This window comes from Pedobacter sp. AK013, assembly GCF_014205835.1.
Taxonomy (GTDB): domain Bacteria; phylum Bacteroidota; class Bacteroidia; order Sphingobacteriales; family Sphingobacteriaceae; genus Pedobacter.
Window position 1 is genome coordinate 79,941 of record NZ_JACHCQ010000003.1, and the last position, 16,079, is coordinate 96,019.

The following is a 16,079-nucleotide window of genomic DNA, read 5'->3' on the forward strand; positions in this document are numbered from 1 at the left end:
GCTGTTTAGTTTTAACTAATTTTAACATTTGATGCCAGTTTCTTCCATAAAACATACGGGATAAACATAATTACCAAGGCAATAAGCGGAGGAATTAAAAGCGATATACCATCGCCAACAAATGCTCTAGAGGCAAAGGCACCAATAAAATTAATGGCAAAACCTGCGTAAGCCCATTCTTTAAGAGTAATAAATTTATTTTGTAATATAGATGCTGCCCCTAGCAATTTTGCTATACCAACAATGATAAGCAGATACATCGGATAACCAAGGTGCTTAAGTACTTCTTTGCCTGCTTCCTGCTGAGTAATTCCTCCAATACCATCCATAATCATCATTAATGCAAAAATAATAGTAGCAATCCAATGCCATGTTTTTAACTTCTTCATATTGATCTGTTTTTATCGTAATTAATTAACCAATTATTTCCAAAGCGATCTGTTAAATCGCCAAAAAGTGCTCCCCAAAATGTTTCCTGTAGCGGTTGCGAGACCTTCCCGCCTGCTGAAAGTTTATGGTAAAAAGACCTGGCCTCTTCTTCCGAGTTGCAATTCAACATCATAGAAATCGAATTGCCTTTAATTAATCCACATTCTTCTACCATATCTGTTGCCATAATCACCAAATCATCTTTGGCCAAAACAGCATGCATAATGCTCCGTTTCATAATATTGGGCATTTTGTCAACAATAACCGATTCGCCAATGGTCTCGAGGGTCAATTCTCCCCCCAAACAATCCTGATAAAAAGTCATTGCTTCGCGGCAGTTGCCGTTAAAAGTGAGATATGAATTTATACTTGCCAACTGATTTTATTTTTTGATGCCTACCATTAAGCGCACATCGGTTTTATTAATATACATTTCAAGGCAATAGCCGTTTGGATCGATATTAGGTTGTTTGAGCAATTTCTCGAAAGTCTTTCCTATCCGGCTAACATCTATCATAAAATTGGGAACCAGCTCACTAATAAATGTTCCTTTCTTTATGATAAAGGTTTCTACACCAAATTTCCCGATTTCGTCGTCTGCTATTTCTTCAACGGCAGCTTTATAAATAATTTCCCGTTTTCCGTTCGGCCTGCTTATTCCAAAATATCTGCGTTGCTTACCTGGGGGAAACAGGGCGTGAAGTTTTTGATGCGCTGCTAAAACCCCATTGGGAAAAGATTCTGCAGTAATGCACATTACTTTAATATCCTCATTTAAAATATACTCTTCCATTTAGCATTACCGCTTTAAAGATTTAACTGCAACGATTAACAACACAAACATACGTGCAGAAATTAACAAGCATAACCAGCAGAAACGACAATTGCAGGGGTTGTTTACGACAAATAGCCTCGTTATATTTGAATTATGAAACATGTATCTATCTTAATTCCAGAGACTGCGGTAATCGAAGCCATTGCAGATCCCCGCTATCTATTCACTGCTGTTAATGAATTTTTACAAGCATCAGGGAAACTCCCGCTTTTTAAAGTTGAGCTTATAGGAATGACCAAGGAGGTAAGGTTAAATAACAGTCTTTTCTCAGTGCACGCAGATAAATTAATGCATGAGGTTGATCATACCGACCTTATCTTCGTACCAGCCATTAGCGGCAATATAGGTTATGCAATGGAAGCTAACCAGGATCTATTACCGTGGATTATAAAACACCACACTAAAGGGGCAGAAGTAGCCTCCCTCTGTATGGGTGCATTTTTACTGGCCGCAACTGGTTTGTTAAATGGACGAAAATGTTCTACACATTGGCTATTTGCCAATCAATTTAGAGAAATGTTCCCTGAAGTAGAATTAGTAGATGGTAGTATTATTACCGATGCCCAGGGTTTATATTCTAGCGGTGGTGCAAACTCTTACTGGAACTTACTTTTATACCTGGTTGAGAAACATACGGATAGGGATACCGCCATTTTAGCCGCTAAATACTTTGCTATTGATATCGACCGCGAAAGTCAGCTGGCTTTTATGATGTTTCAAGGGCAGAAGGGGCACGAGGATGCAAAAATTAAAAAGGCGCAGGAATTTATTGATAGCAACTATCAGGAACGGATTACGGTAGATCAACTGGCTGATATGCTGGCATTGGGCAGAAGAAGTTTCGAACGGAGATTTAAAAGTGCAACCAAAAATACAGTGATCGAGTATATTCAACGGGTTAAAATTGAGGCTGCCAAACGAAGTTTCGAATCAAGCAGAAAAAATATTACTGAGGTGATGTTTGATGTTGGTTATACAGATACAAAATCGTTTAGGGATGTTTTCAAAAAAATTACGGGTTTAACACCAATTGAGTATCGGAACAAATACCATAAAACTATCCCTGTTTTACAGGTTTAACTACATTTGCCAAAAAAAGATAAAAAAATTTAAGCTCCACACAATATATTCTATTTACAGCGTTTATGTATGTGAGAGCGTTAATTTAGATGACGGGGATACTGCCTAAGGGTGGAATCCCCGTTTCTTTTTAAGCAGAGGGCAAGGTACGTGGAACAGAACCAATGGCGATCAAATCTCCACACTCCGTGTGCTCTGCTACTAAGCACAAAAAAGGGACATTATTAAAAAATGTCCCTTTTTAGATATATGATAGAGTTAAGAATTTTAGCTTTCTTTATCAGTAAAATCAATTGGTTTTTTTTCAAAATACTGATCGAAGTTTTGTACTTTTTTTGGTTTTAAGATTACATATAAGCCTAAGCCGATCAATACCATTGGAATGCTAATCCTAAACAGATCGAAATCAAATATGTTTATTGCTTTAAAAGTGAATAAGCCTCCAATAATGGTCAATGCCAACCAGCCGCTTCCTTGAAAATTTTTACGGTAACCCACCCACAAACCTATACCTAACATAATGGTATGCCATTTCAATATCCAATGTGGAACATCTATTCCCGAGTTTCTTAATAAGAATACCGAACCGATGGCAATGATTAAAATGCCTAGACCAAATTGTTTATCTGCGTGATTTTTTTTGATTAAATTTTCCATGACCGTTTTGTTTTATGATTCAAATGTATCACGAATACCAATGCTGGAGAATGGCTTTTCCCCTAGTTGTGATGTTTTATCGGCGAGTGAAATAAAACCGTCGGTAAAAAATTCATGGAAATTTAAAGAGAGTGTATTTCATCGGTGAAAATGTCAGTTTTGCTGCGCAAATACCAAAGAAGACGGAATAAAACTTAATTTTCTTAACTCCTTCATGCTAAAAATTTTGATCACCATGAAGAAGTTAAGATTATTAAGAGAAATTACCTCAATTCTTAAGATTGGTATCGTCATTCCACTTAGCAATAACAAAATGAGGGACACAAATGAACCAATGACTAATGAACCAGTAAATCAGCTATCATTCGAAAATAATTATATCCGCCCCCTCGCTCATGATCACCTTTGAAGTAAGGTTGATAAATAAGCCATGGGCCAGTAATCCATTAATCTGGTTCAGGTTAACAGATAATTTTGCAGGATCATCAATAAGGCCAAAATCGGCATCGATAATCAGGTTACCATTGTCGGTAATAAATGTTTGGTTTTCTACCGCTCTCAATATACCTTTTCCACCAAGTTTATTAATTTGATCGAATACATATTGATAGGCTAAAGGAACTACCTCAACAGGGACAGTAAAAGCACCCAATTTTTTAACTTTTTTCGAAGCATCGGTAATAATGATGGCATTTTTACTAAGTGAAGCAATTATTTTCTCTCTAAACAGGGCCCCGCCCCCACCTTTAATCAGATCAAGTGATTCTGTAAATTCGTCAGCCCCGTCAATACTGATATCGATTTTGCTTAAGCCCCCAAGGTCAAGAATTTCGATCCCTAGCGATTTCGCAAGTTCTTGTGTTCGGATGGAGCTTGCAGCTGCTTTTATTTTTAGGCCAGCTTTTACACGTTTGCCTAGTTCGTTAATGGCAAAGGTCGTAGTAGAACCGGTACCCAGGCCTACTACATCACCATCTTTAACAAATTTTACAGCAGCCAGGGCAGCTGCCAGTTTCTCTGCATCTTGTTGTATTTTATCTGTAGTAGCCATAAAGTAAAAATAGGTTTAAATGATAAACATCCCAAAAACGAAAAAAAATTTCATAGCTGATGCAATAAATCATTTTTATAGCGTTTATGTATATGAGAGCGTTAATTTAGATGATGGGGATTCTGCACTAGTGGGATCCCCATTTCTTTTTTCTCTCATCCCAATGCGCGATGTCATCCTGTCCAAAGGACTCCTACAGAGAGCGCAGTCGAAGGATCTTTTTATTTAACAGACCCTGAAATAAATTCAGGGTGACGAGTTCCAGCGTGTAGATTTCTCCATTTCGCTACGCTTCAGTCGAAATTACGACCAGGGGGCAATGACCGAAGGGGCATTCACAAATCAAGACGAAAAAAAATTTCATAGCTAATACAATAAATCGTTTTTACAGCGTTTATATATGTGAGAGCGTTAATTTAGATGATGGGGATTCTGCACTAGTGGAATCCCCATTTCTTTTTTCTCTCACCCTAATGCGCGATGTCATCCTGTCCAAAGGACTCCTACGGAGAGCGGAGTCGAAGGATCTTTTTATTTAACAGACCCTGAAATAAATTCAGGGTGACGACTTCCAGCATAGATTTCTCCATTTCGCTACACTTCAGTCGAAATGACGAAAATTTCTATTCAAATTTCTGCCATAAAAAAACGGCTGGCATTTCTACCAACCGTTTCCTAACAACTAAACTTACTTATTTATTTAAAGAATTTATCCATCCTGCAATTTTTAAAGCTTCTGCTTTGGTTACTTGAGGCATTGGCGGCATTTCTGTTGAATAGCCCGGCCAGTTTTGTGGTTGTGGGTTGTGGATCAATTGAAATATCTTCTCAGGTGAATACTTACGTTTCGCAATTTCTGCGAATGGCGGGCCAATTTGTCTTTTGGTTTGATTATGGCAGGCCAGGCAAGTATTTTTAGTCAACAAACCCTCAACTTCTTTAAACGTAGGTACTTTAGCGGTAGTAGCAGGTTTGGCCGGAGTTAATGGTCCTTTTGCTTCAGGTGCTTTTCCGGTTGTTGCCTTTGGAGTAGCTGTTTTCTTAACAGGAGCATTTACAGGTGCTGCTGAGTTTTTGGTACTCACTTCGCTGGCAGAAAGTTTATTTCCATCAGGAATCTGATTTAAAGTATAATAAGCTACTGGGTGAACTAAAGAATAAAAGCCATCTTGCGATCTTAAACCATCTAATGTTAAGGTATGGATATAATATTGACGGAGGTTTTGTACAATAATCCTGGCTTTTAATCCATCTGCCGAAACTTTAACACCAGAGATTTTTAGTTTCTCCGTGTTTACAGGAGGTGACCCATATACCGGGTGGTATTTGTAAATAAAACTTTCTGCATCATATGAAGCTAAATCTTCAGCTGATCTACGATCAACAGGCATGGTAAACTCTACTTCAAAACCATCAGGCATTGCCCTAACAGCTTTCATTTCGAAAGGGATTTTATTGTTATATACCAATCTTTCTAAGCCTTCATTCGCATCGCCTGCCGATCCCCAACCACGGTTGGTTTCTCCAACAAATAATGAACCATCGGTTCCCCACTCTAATCTGAGTACCCCCGAACGGAACCCCTTACGGAAAAGGAAGGCAGCGCCTTGTTCCTCGCCCTTCACGGTCTCCATAAAAATCCTGGAAATGATACTCATTCCCTGATCGCCAACCAGAATCTGACCCGCAAATGGCCCAAATGTATTGGCAGGAATTTTAACAGGTTCTGCAGAAGAAATACCTAAGATACCATAAGGCAACCAAACTGATGGCAAACGTAGTTCAGGGAATACTTTCTTCATTTCAAATAAGGTTTTAAAAGTTTCGTTTACCCTATTTTCTGGTTTAATGTATCTTCCCTGCTCGTTTTTGGTTCTGCGCTCGTCTATTTGCGAGTAAAAGAAATCTGATTGCAGTTTAACAGGAGAGTTAGGCAGGTTAGTCCACCTTAAACTGGCCGGATGCCCCATAAAATCACCTTTATTTACTTTCCATAAACCACCGGAGCCTACCCAGTCGCCTTGGTTTTCAGTATAATAAAACTGACCATCGATACTACCAATACCCGCTGGCGAACGGAAACCCGCAGCATAAGGGCTCATTTTACCATCTTCTGTAATATTCATGGCCCAACCGCGCATCGGCACACGACTTTCTGCGCGCCACCATTCTTCGTCGCCAAAGGCCACATTTGCGGTAACCATAAAAGTACCATCGGGCATTAACTTCGGACCAAAACTATATTCGTGATAATGACCGCTTAAAGGCCATGCATAAATGGTTTCGTACACATCGGCTTTGCCATCCTGATCTTTATCGATCAATTTGGTTAACTCGCCACGCTGTGCTACGTAAATTGCACCATTTTTATAGGCTATACCCAAAATTTCGTGCAAACCATAAGCAAATCTGCGCCAGTAAGGCTTGGCGCTTGTAGGATTTTCTACAATGTACACTTCTCCTCTACGGGTAGAAATGCCTAAATCGCCATTTGGTAAGGTAACCAGACCACCCACTTCTAATATGGGGCCTTCGGGTACACGTACTTTATTTACCTTGAAAAAATCTTCTTCTTTCGGTGTTTCTTGTGCAAAAACTGTAGTAAAGCTAAAACTTAATGCCAGTATTGCTAATTTTTTAAATGTATTTCTCATTACTTTCACAATTAAAACAAAATGGTATAATTCAACTTACTTCCAATGGCTGCGATCATTTCCCATTTGCCATCAACATTTCTAATAATTGGTTTTGCAGTACCCTCACCAAGCTGTATGTAATACGCTTTATCATCAATTAAGTACAAACCTTTGCCAGCTTCTTCAATATTCGAAGCAATAGCCAAAAGGAAATGCAAATCTTTTGATGGTTTATCAACAGTAATTTCCCTGGTTAAACCTTGCCCGTTTTCTATCACTTTAACTGCATCGGTAACATTTGTTCCATTAATGATATACTTAAACTCTGGGCGGTCTTGTTTATCTATTACATAACCCTTGGTTCTGAAACCAGTACCAGCCGTGTCTGCAATCCACTTAGCCTGATCATTTGCTAACTTTGATATCGCCAAAATAGGTTTTTTGGTGAAACGCGTAACACTGCCCAAAGGGCGCGAGGTTCCGTTACCACGTCCATCCCACATTGGTGTTGCATCGATAAAATCACCATGCCATCCCTGTAATAATGTACCATTATCCAAATCGTAGCTATAGGCAACTTTTTCCGGTCCACCCACCGAAATAGCGTGTACCGAACGTACTCTTGGTGCAACATCAACAAAACTTCTGATCATGTTGTTGCTTGCTGCTTCAATGTATATTGGATCTGCCCCGCCGTTTTGGTTTGGCTTTGGAATTTCTGATAATTCGCTAATCTGGATATTTCTGAACGCTACCGAACCGTGATCGCCCTGCAAGCGTAAAGGTCCTTTTGCTCTTTCAGCACCTGCAGCCCCTCTGGTTGCACCAAATAATTCAACATTTTCATGGATCAGTACACCGTTTAGTTCTGCACTGATGATTTTAGCATTTTGGGTTTTCTTTCCTGATGCATCAAATTTTGGTGCCTGGAATATAATTTTAATGTGCTGCCATAAACCTGGTGCCTTGCTTGTGTTCTGGCGGGGTGCAACGCCACCAAACCCTTTTTCTGCTTCGGGTTTGCTATCGTCCCAGCGCTGGTAAATACCACCGTTGTTTGACGAACTAGCATTTTTAAGTCCCCATGCATCGTCAATCTGGATTTCATAATTACCCTGAAGATAAATGCCTGAATTTGTTCCTTTTGCAGTTAAATAATCCAATTCTACAGCTACGTCGCCATATTCATTTATCGTGTATAAATCGGACCCAGTTTTTTTTGCTGTAGATTGGTTAACCAATATCCCCTCACCTTTGGTTGTTTTTAAAACATTTTCGGCGTTAAGGTCGGCCACCACATTTTGAGCGAGTGACCATGAATTTGAAGGGTTTTTAAAGGCTGATAGATCTTTGAGATCAATACGCTGGCCAAATGCCAACAGGGTTCCGCAAAGCCAGAAAATGGCTGTAAAACCCGTCTTTGAAATGTTCATATACTTGGTTTGTTAGTTTTAGCCTAAAGCTAAAAATTTGGTTTAAAATCCATCGGATAAATTGCTTACCCGATGGATAGTTATTTTCTCTATTTTTCTGTTGATAATGAATAAGGGAAATCAGCTGGATTCGAACCCCTGGTTTTATTCGGCGTTGCTGTCATATTAAAATTTAACACCGCACCTTTTTGTATACCACTGTGGCTGATCCAGTTTTTAGAATATGGTTTACCATTCATCAGCAATGACTGAACATAACGGTTATTATCGCTATTGGCAGCTGCGTTAATCACCACAGTTTTACCATTTTCTAAAGTAATGGTTACCTTTTTAAACAAAGGAGCACCTAAAACATACTGATCAACTGCTGGTGTTACCGGGTAAAAGCCCATTGCTGAGAAAACGTACCAGGCAGAAGTTTGCCCGTTATCTTCATCACCACAATATCCATCAGGGGTAGCTTTATACATCCTGTTCATGGTTTCGCGCACCCAATATTGTGTTTTATAAGGTGCACCACCATAGTTGTATAGGTAGATCATGTGCTGAATCGGTTGGTTACCATGTGCGTACTGGCCCATGTTGGCAATCTGCATTTCGCGGATTTCGTGAATTACACCACCATAAGCACTTTCATCAAATACCGGAGGCATAGAAAAAACCGAATCCAATTTGCTTACAAATTTACCGTGGCCACCCATTAATTTGGCTAAACCATCAACATCCTGGAAAACCGACCAGGTATAATGCCAGCTGTTACCTTCGGTAAATGCACCGCCCCATTTAAATGGGCTGAACGGGCTTTGGAAAGTTCCATCCTGATTTTTGCCACGCATTAAACCAGAAGCTAGATCGAAAAGATTCTTGTAGTTCATGGCTCTTTTCTTATAGATATCAATCTCTGATGCTGGTTTACCTAAAGCTCTACCCAACTGGTAAATGGTGAAATCATCATAAGCATACTCTAATGTTTTAGCGGCATTTTCGTTCTTTTTCACATCAAAAGGCACATAACCCAATTCGTTATAATATTTAACACCATCACGACCAACTGCCTCCATTGGGCCTTCGTTGTTTGCGCCATGCTTTAAAGCCTGCCAAAGTGTTTCAATGTCGTAGCCACGCATACCTTTAATGTAAGCATCAGAAACTACCGAAGCAGAATTGTTACCCACCATAATATTGGCATAACCCGGGCTGCTCCACTCTGGCAACCAACCGCCTTCTTTGTAATCGTTGATTAAACCTTGCTGCATTTCTTTGTTGATAGAAGGATAAACCAGGTTTAAGAAAGGGTATAAAGCCCTAAACGTATCCCAGAAACCGGTACCTGCAAACATATAACCTGGTAAAACCTGCCCGTTATAAGGGCTCCAGTGTACGATCTGGTTTTGTGCATCAATTTCATATAGTTTATTCGGGAAGAACAAAGTGCGGTACATGGCAGAATAAAATGTACGGGTTTGATCAATCGTACCACCTTCAACCGAAATTTTACTTAAAGTTTTGTTCCAGGTTGCTCTACCTTTTGCTTTGGTTGCATCGAAACCATCGTTAGCCAATTCTCTTTTTAGGTTTAAATCGGCCTGTTCGAAGCTGATAAATGAAGAAGCCACTTTTGCAATTACCTGCTCACCTTTTTGGGTAGCGAAACCAATAACGGCACCAGCATGATCAACAGTCAGTTCTAAATCTTTATCATTTAATTTTTTGTCATCCCAGGTTTTGGCCAACTTGAAATCTTTATTGAAATAAATTACAAAGTAATTTTTGAAATTTTTAGGCAGAGGACCACGGGCATATTTAGTAGTATAACCGATAATTTTCCTTTCTGCAGGTATAATTTTAATGTACGAGCCTTTATTCTGTGCATCTACTACCACATAAGCACTATCAGTTTTAGGAAAAGTAAACCTAAATTGCGCGGCTCTTTCTGTAGGGGTAATTTCAGTCGTTACATCTGCATCTGCTAAATAAATACTGTAATAATATGGTTTAGAAACCTCTGCTTTATGGCTGAACCAGCTTGCCCGGTCATCATCTGTGAATCTTAATTTACCCGTAACAGGCATAATGGAAAAAGCGCCGTAATCATTCATCCATGGCGAAGGTTGGTGTGTTTGTTTAAAACCACGGATTTTGTCGGCATCGTAAACATAAGCCCACCCATCACCGTTTTTACCTGTTTGTGGAGTCCACATGTTCATTCCCCAAGGCAAACCAATTGCTGGGTAGGTGTTTCCGTTAGATAATGATGGCTTGGATGCCGTGCCCATTAAAGGGTTTATCCAATCTACCGGATCTGTAATTTTGCCTATTGTTTGTGCGAAGCTGGTTGACGCCGCGACACTCAGTAAGGCGATAAATAATCTTTTCATTTGTTGTGTTTGTGTTTTTATATGCTTGTACTTATTTTTAAACTTCCGAATTTTTAACGTAATCTGCCCAAAGCTCATCTAAATCTTTACCGGTTAATTTTACCCAGATATCTTTGGTATAAGTGTGGTCTCTTAAAGAAGCATCAACGGTTTTAATTATACCAGGTTTTACGCTTTTCTCCATCCAGGCAAAAAATCCTGCAGTAATGCGGTAGCTATTTTTATAACTATGTTCTGGTTTTAAGGCGGGAAGCGACCATTTGGCGTTGGCATTATCTACACCAAATTTATAACGGGCATAATCGGCAATACCCTCTGTTAACCAACCCGGACCAACGCTTCGGCCATAGTCTTGCACAATATGCATCACCTCATGGGTTACTACATCAATATCTTCAGGATGTTTCGTCATCCAGATCGAACTGAAAGTTACTTTACCATCGGCAGTTGCTGCCACACCTTTATAAGCAGTATCTACAAAAAACTTTACTTCTTTTATAGTTGATGGATTATACGCTTTGGCCAGTTTTGGATAAACTTCAAAAAAAGTTTTGATTAACCGTTTTTTCAATTGTGGATCAAGTTCTGCGAAATTGCTTTCGAAAGATAAAGTGTAACCACTCTTTTTAATAATTTCCTGTGCTTTTAGCTGTGCAGAAAAAGCTGAGATCAGCATTGCACAAATCGAAATGGTGAATATTTTTTTCATTAATCAGTGATTTATGGCTTTGGTTAGGATATTTGGTTCTGCAAAATAAATATAATATGTAAAACGTTTTACTAAATGATCAAAAATTTTACTTTATAGATGAATATTTTTATAAACAAGTATTAGGAAAGCCTAGTTTCCCTAGCCATAAGCCTATAAAACTTAACTTCTCTATAACTATTTTTTACTACTATAGGTAAGACTTACTTTTTGAGGTTCTTTACCGTAATCTTCCCAAAGCTGATCGACAGTTTTAACTGTTAAAGCTGCCCATGATTGTTCGTTGTACTGATGTGCCCTTAGCTGTTGATCTAAAGTAGCAATTAAGCCCGGTTTTACATTTTGTTCTAACCAGGCAAAAAAACGTGCTGTAATGCGGTAGCTATTTTTATAACTCTGTTTCTCATTATACGCGGGCAAACTCCATTTCGAACCCACATTATCTACACCATATTTATAGCGCACATAATCGGCTATGCCTTCGGTTAGCCAAACTGGGCCTGCGCTATAACCATAACCCTGCACAATATGCATAGTTTCATGTGTTACCACATCTATATCAGTTGGGTGTGCCTTCATATAACCTGCACTAAACAAAATTCTATTTCCACTTGCTTCTGCAACCGCTTTATAGGCTGTATCTACCACAAATAACACCTCGTGTGTAGATTGATTGTTAAATGTTTTAACTAAGGTTGGATAGATTTCGAAATAAGTAGCCATTAACTTCTTTCTTACCGTTGGATCTAAATCCGGGTCTTTGCTGATGAAGGTTAATTCATAACCTTTGTGCTTTTCTTTGCTGTAAGAAACCCAGTTTTTCGAAAGCGCCATAAACAGTTCTTTTTGTATTTTCTTTTGAGATTTATTTTTAACCCATTGGCTGTTTACTTTAATTTCTCCGGCTTTGGCCTTAATTGTAGAAGTCTCATCAGTTACAAAATCCAGTACTACATTTCTTTTGGTACGGTAGCCATCGGCCTGTGCAAAAAACGGATAAACCTCAAAAAATGCTGCCCTGAGCCTGCCATCCAATGTTGTGTTGGCTATACTATCTGCATCATTGATGGTAATTTTATATTCTCTCTGTCCCCGGTTTTGAGCAAAAGCAGCAATACCTAAAAACGAGACTAATGCAATGATTAAAAATTTCTTTTTCATTTGGTTTGTTTGGTGTATGATAAAATGACAATTGGAGTTAACAAAAATCACTTCCCATAAAGCATCAGTTATAATAGCAAACACTGTCTTACTGGACTAAAACATAGCTTTAAAACTTAACTAAAACGTTTAAGTAAACAATAATAAGCATATTACTACATAAGCGAAAATTAAATTCATGTTTTTGCGATAGAAATTTTCATTAAACGCACAGTGTAGTGCCACAGTGGCCATTAGAAATAAAAATATTACAAAAAATTTTGTAACCGGAAGAGCGTCTTTCGGAGGCAAGAAGCAATCTTCGCACGCTAGTCGTGATCGTTGTAAGATTGCCACAAAAGCCGAAAAATCCTGCTCACAATAATGGTTCTCCGCAGTCAATAATCTGCAAAAAGACCATCTGTCATTTAGTTGATTTTTGTTGAATATAATCTGCTAAATGACGATGATCGGGAAAAAAAGATAAAAACTAATCTTATGTAAGGCTCAAATCGCAACAGCTTGCAGCACCAATTAACGCTGCATGTTCTTTTAGTTCTGAAATTTTGATTTCAGTATCTATTCCATTGCCTTTAAGTGTTGCGATTAACTCTGGAGCAAATGCGCTAAAAGATTGCGCAATATTACCACCAACTATTACAGTATCTATCCTGTGTTCCTTGATAATAGGAATCAGGAACTGCGCCAGATTATAGCCAAATTCCATAAAAACCATGGTAGCATGATGATCGGTTTCTACAATTTCCACAAGCTCTTTAACCCCGGCAACTACTTTTCCACTTAGTTGATTAAAACGTTTTACGAACCAGCGCGTAGATAAGTAATCTTCAGCAATTCCATCTAAAAAAGCAGAGTTCCACAAGTCTGCATCGTAAGCTTTATCGTTTAAGCAAAGTGAAGATCCGAGCCCCGTTCCTAACGTTAAGCCCAATACGCTCACATTTCCTTTTGCGGCCCCGGCAAAAACTTCGCCTTGTAAAAAGCCAGCTGCGTCGTTTATAAAGTGGATATTTTCGACGGGAATATCCAATCGTTTAGCCAGCTCTTCTTTCACATTAACCTGATAAAGCGACTTAAACTTATCCTGATCTTTAATCAATGAAATTCCTTCTTCATAATTAAATGGCCCGGGCATGGCTATACCTACATTTCTAATGCCGTTTTTTACATTCTGAAAAGCGCTATTGATAATATCGCACCAAGCCGACAAAATCACTTCTCTATTCTCCTGTGAATTCACAGGGCTACGTTTGATAGAATTCTTCACCAAAGTTCTTGTTTCCAAATCCACCAATGCGGCCGTAATATGCGAGCCGCCAATATCTACACCTAATGCAACAGGCTTTTCCATTCTATATATATTTCTGTTATCTATTCTTTATTAATTCGCCAAAAGTAGCAATTCAATATCTATTTACTGATTGAAAATGGCTTATCTTCTGCTAATAACCCTCTATTTAACGAAGGTTTAACATTCATCTCTAATTTTAGCACCCCTCCTTTTAATAAATCGCTATGATTTATAAAGTTTTTGGTATAATTTTTACCGTTTAAGCTTGCTGATTTTATATAAACATGATGAACATCATTTGCTGGCGCTTCGATAACGAATTTTTTACCATTTTCTAAGTTAATAGTCGTTTTTTTAAACATCGGGCTTCCTAAAACGTACTCACCGGTACCAGGGGTTACACTATAAAACCCTAAAGCGCTTAACACATACCACGAAGAAGTTTGCCCTTGATCTTCATCTCCCGGATAACCATTTTCTGTTGCATTGTACAGCTTACGCATCACTTCGCGGGCGTAAAATTGTGCTTTCCAGGGTTGGTTGGCATAATTGTATAAATAAACCATGTGTTGTATAGGTTGATTGCCATGTGCATATTGGCCCATGTTGGCCATTACCATTTCGGTCATTTCATGAATCATCCCACCGTACGAACCTACATTTACTTTATTGGGTTCGCTAAAAACAGAATCTAGTTTTGCCGTGAAATTGCTGTTGCTCCCCATCAAATTAATTAAACCTTTGGTATCATGAAAAACCGACCATTGCCAATGCCAGGCATTTCCTTCTGTAAATGGGCCTCCCCATTCGGTTGGATCAAAATTTGGCGACCATTTGCCCTCCGCATTCCTTCCCCTCATAAAACGTGTAGATGGATCGTAAACATTTTTATAATTGAACATCGGTTTCTCAAAAATCTCCATATAATGTTTATCGCCAATCATTTTGGCTAAAGCGTAGGCACAATAATCATCGTAGGCATATTCTAATGTTTTTGCAGTAGCTTCTCTATATTTTGGATAAGGAACATACCCCAGTTGGTTATACTCGGTTACGCCGTCCCTACCATTTGCCGGCCCCCACGGCCCCTTATTCATCGCTTCGTGATAATAGGCATCTAGCGCCTTTTTTGGATCAAATGTTCTTATTCCTTTGGCCCAGGCATCGGTTAACAAAGAAATAGCATGGTTACCGATCATACTTCCGGCTTCGCTGGGAAAAGACCACGAGGGTAACCAACCGCATTGCTCGTAAGCATCGAGCATGGCCTGCATATAATGGCCATGCATTTCTGGTTGCACCAGTGTATTTAGTGGAAATTGCGCACGGAAAGTATCCCAAAAACCCGTATCAGTGAACATGTATCCATCGTGTACTTTACCATCATACGGACTAAAGTAATATGGTTTTCCTGCTTCATTTATTTCATAAAACTTTCTGGAGAACAAACTTGCCCTAAAAAAGCAGGAGTAAAAAGTCTCCATATCTGCCTTAGATCCGCCTTCTACTTCTATCTTGCCCAGTGATTTATTCCACACCGCAGCAGCATTTGCTTTCGTATCTTCCAGCGTTTTATCATTGCCCAGTTCTCTTTTTAAATTGAGTTCGGCCTGTTGTAAACTGATATAAGATGAAGCGGTCTTCACCTGAACTTTTGTACCTGATTCGAACTGTACAAACGCACCTTTACCTAATCCTTCGGCAGAAATAGAATCTTTTGTAATGGTATTCCGGTTGTTTTCCCACGTACCATAAGATTTAACCGGTTGATCGAATTGAATGACGAAATAACTTTTCCAACCTCTTTTAAAGCCTTCGCCATTGTTTACCCAACCCGTTATTTTACTTTCTTTAGGATAGATCTGAACACCACTTAACCTATTGTACCCGTCTAAAACTAAAAAGCTTCTTTTGCCTTTTGGATAGCTGAACCTGAGGTGTGCACCACGTTCTGATGGTGAAATCTCAGTGGTAATTTCGTTTTCAAATGTTACTTTGTAATAGTTTGGTTTAGCGATCTCATTCTGATGGCTGAACTTGGTTTCACGCTTATCTTCATTTACAATCAGTTCATCAACCATGGGCATTAAAGAAAATACGGCATAATCTCTTGTCCACGAACTGCATTGGTGTGCTTGCTGAAAGCCTCTGATTTTATCTTTAAAATATTGATATTTCCAACCATCACCATTTTTACCTGTTTGTGGAGTCCAGGTATGCATGCCAAATGGCAGTGCCGTTGTCGGATAGGTATTCCCTCGGGTAAGTTCGTGTTTAGAGTTGGTGCCCTGCAGCGTATTCACATAGTGGACCAAATCTTTCTGCTGTGCCAATAACCCTTTGGCAACAAGGCAACATAAAATGGATGCAATTAATTTAAGTTTCATTTGTTTGTGTGTTTGCTTTCTTTACCTAAAAC

Annotated in this window: 13 protein-coding genes; 1 reads left to right on the forward strand and 12 read right to left on the reverse strand. The window is 39.0% G+C overall.

All coding sequences use genetic code 11. The features are described from left to right. Positions 1-11: 11 nt before the first annotated feature. From HDC90_RS02935 to HDC90_RS02945, 3 genes are read right to left on the reverse strand one after another with little or no spacing between them, the layout of a single operon-like run. Complete coding sequence (locus HDC90_RS02935) at positions 12-389, reverse strand: DoxX family protein (protein ID WP_184463737.1); 378 nt, start codon at positions 387-389, stop codon at positions 12-14. Next, positions 386-805 carry a VOC family protein gene (locus HDC90_RS02940; RefSeq protein ID WP_184463739.1) on the reverse strand — a complete coding sequence of 140 codons (420 nt, stop codon included), beginning with the start codon at positions 803-805 and terminating at the stop codon, positions 386-388. Before HDC90_RS02940 ends, HDC90_RS02935 begins: the two co-directional genes overlap by 4 nt. 6 nt (positions 806-811) lie before the next feature. Then, a complete protein-coding gene (locus HDC90_RS02945; RefSeq protein WP_184463741.1) occupies positions 812-1,222 on the reverse strand; it encodes a transcriptional regulator in 411 nt (136 codons plus the stop codon). A 135-nt stretch (positions 1,223-1,357) separates the two neighbouring features. Between HDC90_RS02945 and HDC90_RS02950 the strand changes: the two genes are divergently transcribed. Then, entirely contained in the window at positions 1,358-2,344 is a 987-nt protein-coding gene (locus tag HDC90_RS02950) for a GlxA family transcriptional regulator (protein ID WP_184463743.1), read from the forward strand. A gap of 267 nt (positions 2,345-2,611) precedes the next feature. Here the strand turns inward: HDC90_RS02950 and HDC90_RS02955 are convergent, their stop codons facing one another. From HDC90_RS02955 to HDC90_RS02995, 9 genes are all read right to left on the reverse strand, one after another. Beyond that, on the reverse strand, positions 2,612-3,001 hold the full coding sequence (locus tag HDC90_RS02955) for a LiaI-LiaF-like domain-containing protein (protein WP_184463745.1): 390 nt from the start codon (positions 2,999-3,001) through the stop codon (positions 2,612-2,614). A gap of 361 nt (positions 3,002-3,362) precedes the next feature. Next, entirely contained in the window at positions 3,363-4,052 is a 690-nt protein-coding gene (rpiA, locus tag HDC90_RS02960; RefSeq protein WP_184463747.1) for a ribose-5-phosphate isomerase RpiA, read from the reverse strand. 692 nt (positions 4,053-4,744) lie between these two features. Further along, complete coding sequence (locus HDC90_RS02965) at positions 4,745-6,706, reverse strand: hypothetical protein (RefSeq protein ID WP_184463749.1); 1,962 nt, start codon at positions 6,704-6,706, stop codon at positions 4,745-4,747. An 11-nt stretch (positions 6,707-6,717) separates the two neighbouring features. Then, on the reverse strand, positions 6,718-8,121 hold the full coding sequence (locus tag HDC90_RS02970) for a DUF1080 domain-containing protein (protein ID WP_184463751.1): 1,404 nt from the start codon (positions 8,119-8,121) through the stop codon (positions 6,718-6,720). 89 nt (positions 8,122-8,210) lie between these two features. Next, complete coding sequence (locus HDC90_RS02975) at positions 8,211-10,499, reverse strand: GH92 family glycosyl hydrolase (protein WP_184463753.1); 2,289 nt, start codon at positions 10,497-10,499, stop codon at positions 8,211-8,213. A 37-nt stretch (positions 10,500-10,536) separates the two neighbouring features. Further along, a complete protein-coding gene (locus HDC90_RS02980; protein WP_184463755.1) occupies positions 10,537-11,208 on the reverse strand; it encodes a basic secretory protein-like protein in 672 nt (223 codons plus the stop codon). A gap of 177 nt (positions 11,209-11,385) precedes the next feature. Then, entirely contained in the window at positions 11,386-12,369 is a 984-nt protein-coding gene (locus HDC90_RS02985; RefSeq protein ID WP_184463757.1) for a basic secretory protein-like protein, read from the reverse strand. A 475-nt stretch (positions 12,370-12,844) separates the two neighbouring features. Continuing rightward, positions 12,845-13,720, reverse strand: a complete 876-nt coding sequence (locus HDC90_RS02990; protein WP_184463759.1) for an ROK family protein — start codon at positions 13,718-13,720, stop codon at positions 12,845-12,847. 59 nt (positions 13,721-13,779) lie between these two features. Then, a complete protein-coding gene (locus tag HDC90_RS02995; RefSeq protein WP_184463761.1) occupies positions 13,780-16,047 on the reverse strand; it encodes a GH92 family glycosyl hydrolase in 2,268 nt (755 codons plus the stop codon). Positions 16,048-16,079 lie beyond the last annotated feature (32 nt).

Bases quoted from the DNA above. Each gene is read 5' to 3' on its own strand.
- HDC90_RS02935 (WP_184463737.1), bottom strand. From the start codon at position 389: ATGAAGAAGTTAAAAACATGGCATTGGATTGCTACTATTATTTTTGCA.
- HDC90_RS02945 (WP_184463741.1), bottom strand. From the start codon at position 1,222: ATGGAAGAGTATATTTTAAATGAGGATATTAAAGTAATGTGCATTACT.
- HDC90_RS02950 (WP_184463743.1), top strand. From the start codon at position 1,358: ATGAAACATGTATCTATCTTAATTCCAGAGACTGCGGTAATCGAAGCC.
- HDC90_RS02955 (WP_184463745.1), bottom strand. From the start codon at position 3,001: ATGGAAAATTTAATCAAAAAAAATCACGCAGATAAACAATTTGGTCTA.
- rpiA (WP_184463747.1), bottom strand. From the start codon at position 4,052: ATGGCTACTACAGATAAAATACAACAAGATGCAGAGAAACTGGCAGCT.
- HDC90_RS02965 (WP_184463749.1), bottom strand. From the start codon at position 6,706: ATGAGAAATACATTTAAAAAATTAGCAATACTGGCATTAAGTTTTAGC.
- HDC90_RS02970 (WP_184463751.1), bottom strand. From the start codon at position 8,121: ATGAACATTTCAAAGACGGGTTTTACAGCCATTTTCTGGCTTTGCGGA.
- HDC90_RS02975 (WP_184463753.1), bottom strand. From the start codon at position 10,499: ATGAAAAGATTATTTATCGCCTTACTGAGTGTCGCGGCGTCAACCAGC.
- HDC90_RS02980 (WP_184463755.1), bottom strand. From the start codon at position 11,208: ATGAAAAAAATATTCACCATTTCGATTTGTGCAATGCTGATCTCAGCT.
- HDC90_RS02985 (WP_184463757.1), bottom strand. From the start codon at position 12,369: ATGAAAAAGAAATTTTTAATCATTGCATTAGTCTCGTTTTTAGGTATT.
- HDC90_RS02990 (WP_184463759.1), bottom strand. From the start codon at position 13,720: ATGGAAAAGCCTGTTGCATTAGGTGTAGATATTGGCGGCTCGCATATT.
- HDC90_RS02995 (WP_184463761.1), bottom strand. From the start codon at position 16,047: ATGAAACTTAAATTAATTGCATCCATTTTATGTTGCCTTGTTGCCAAA.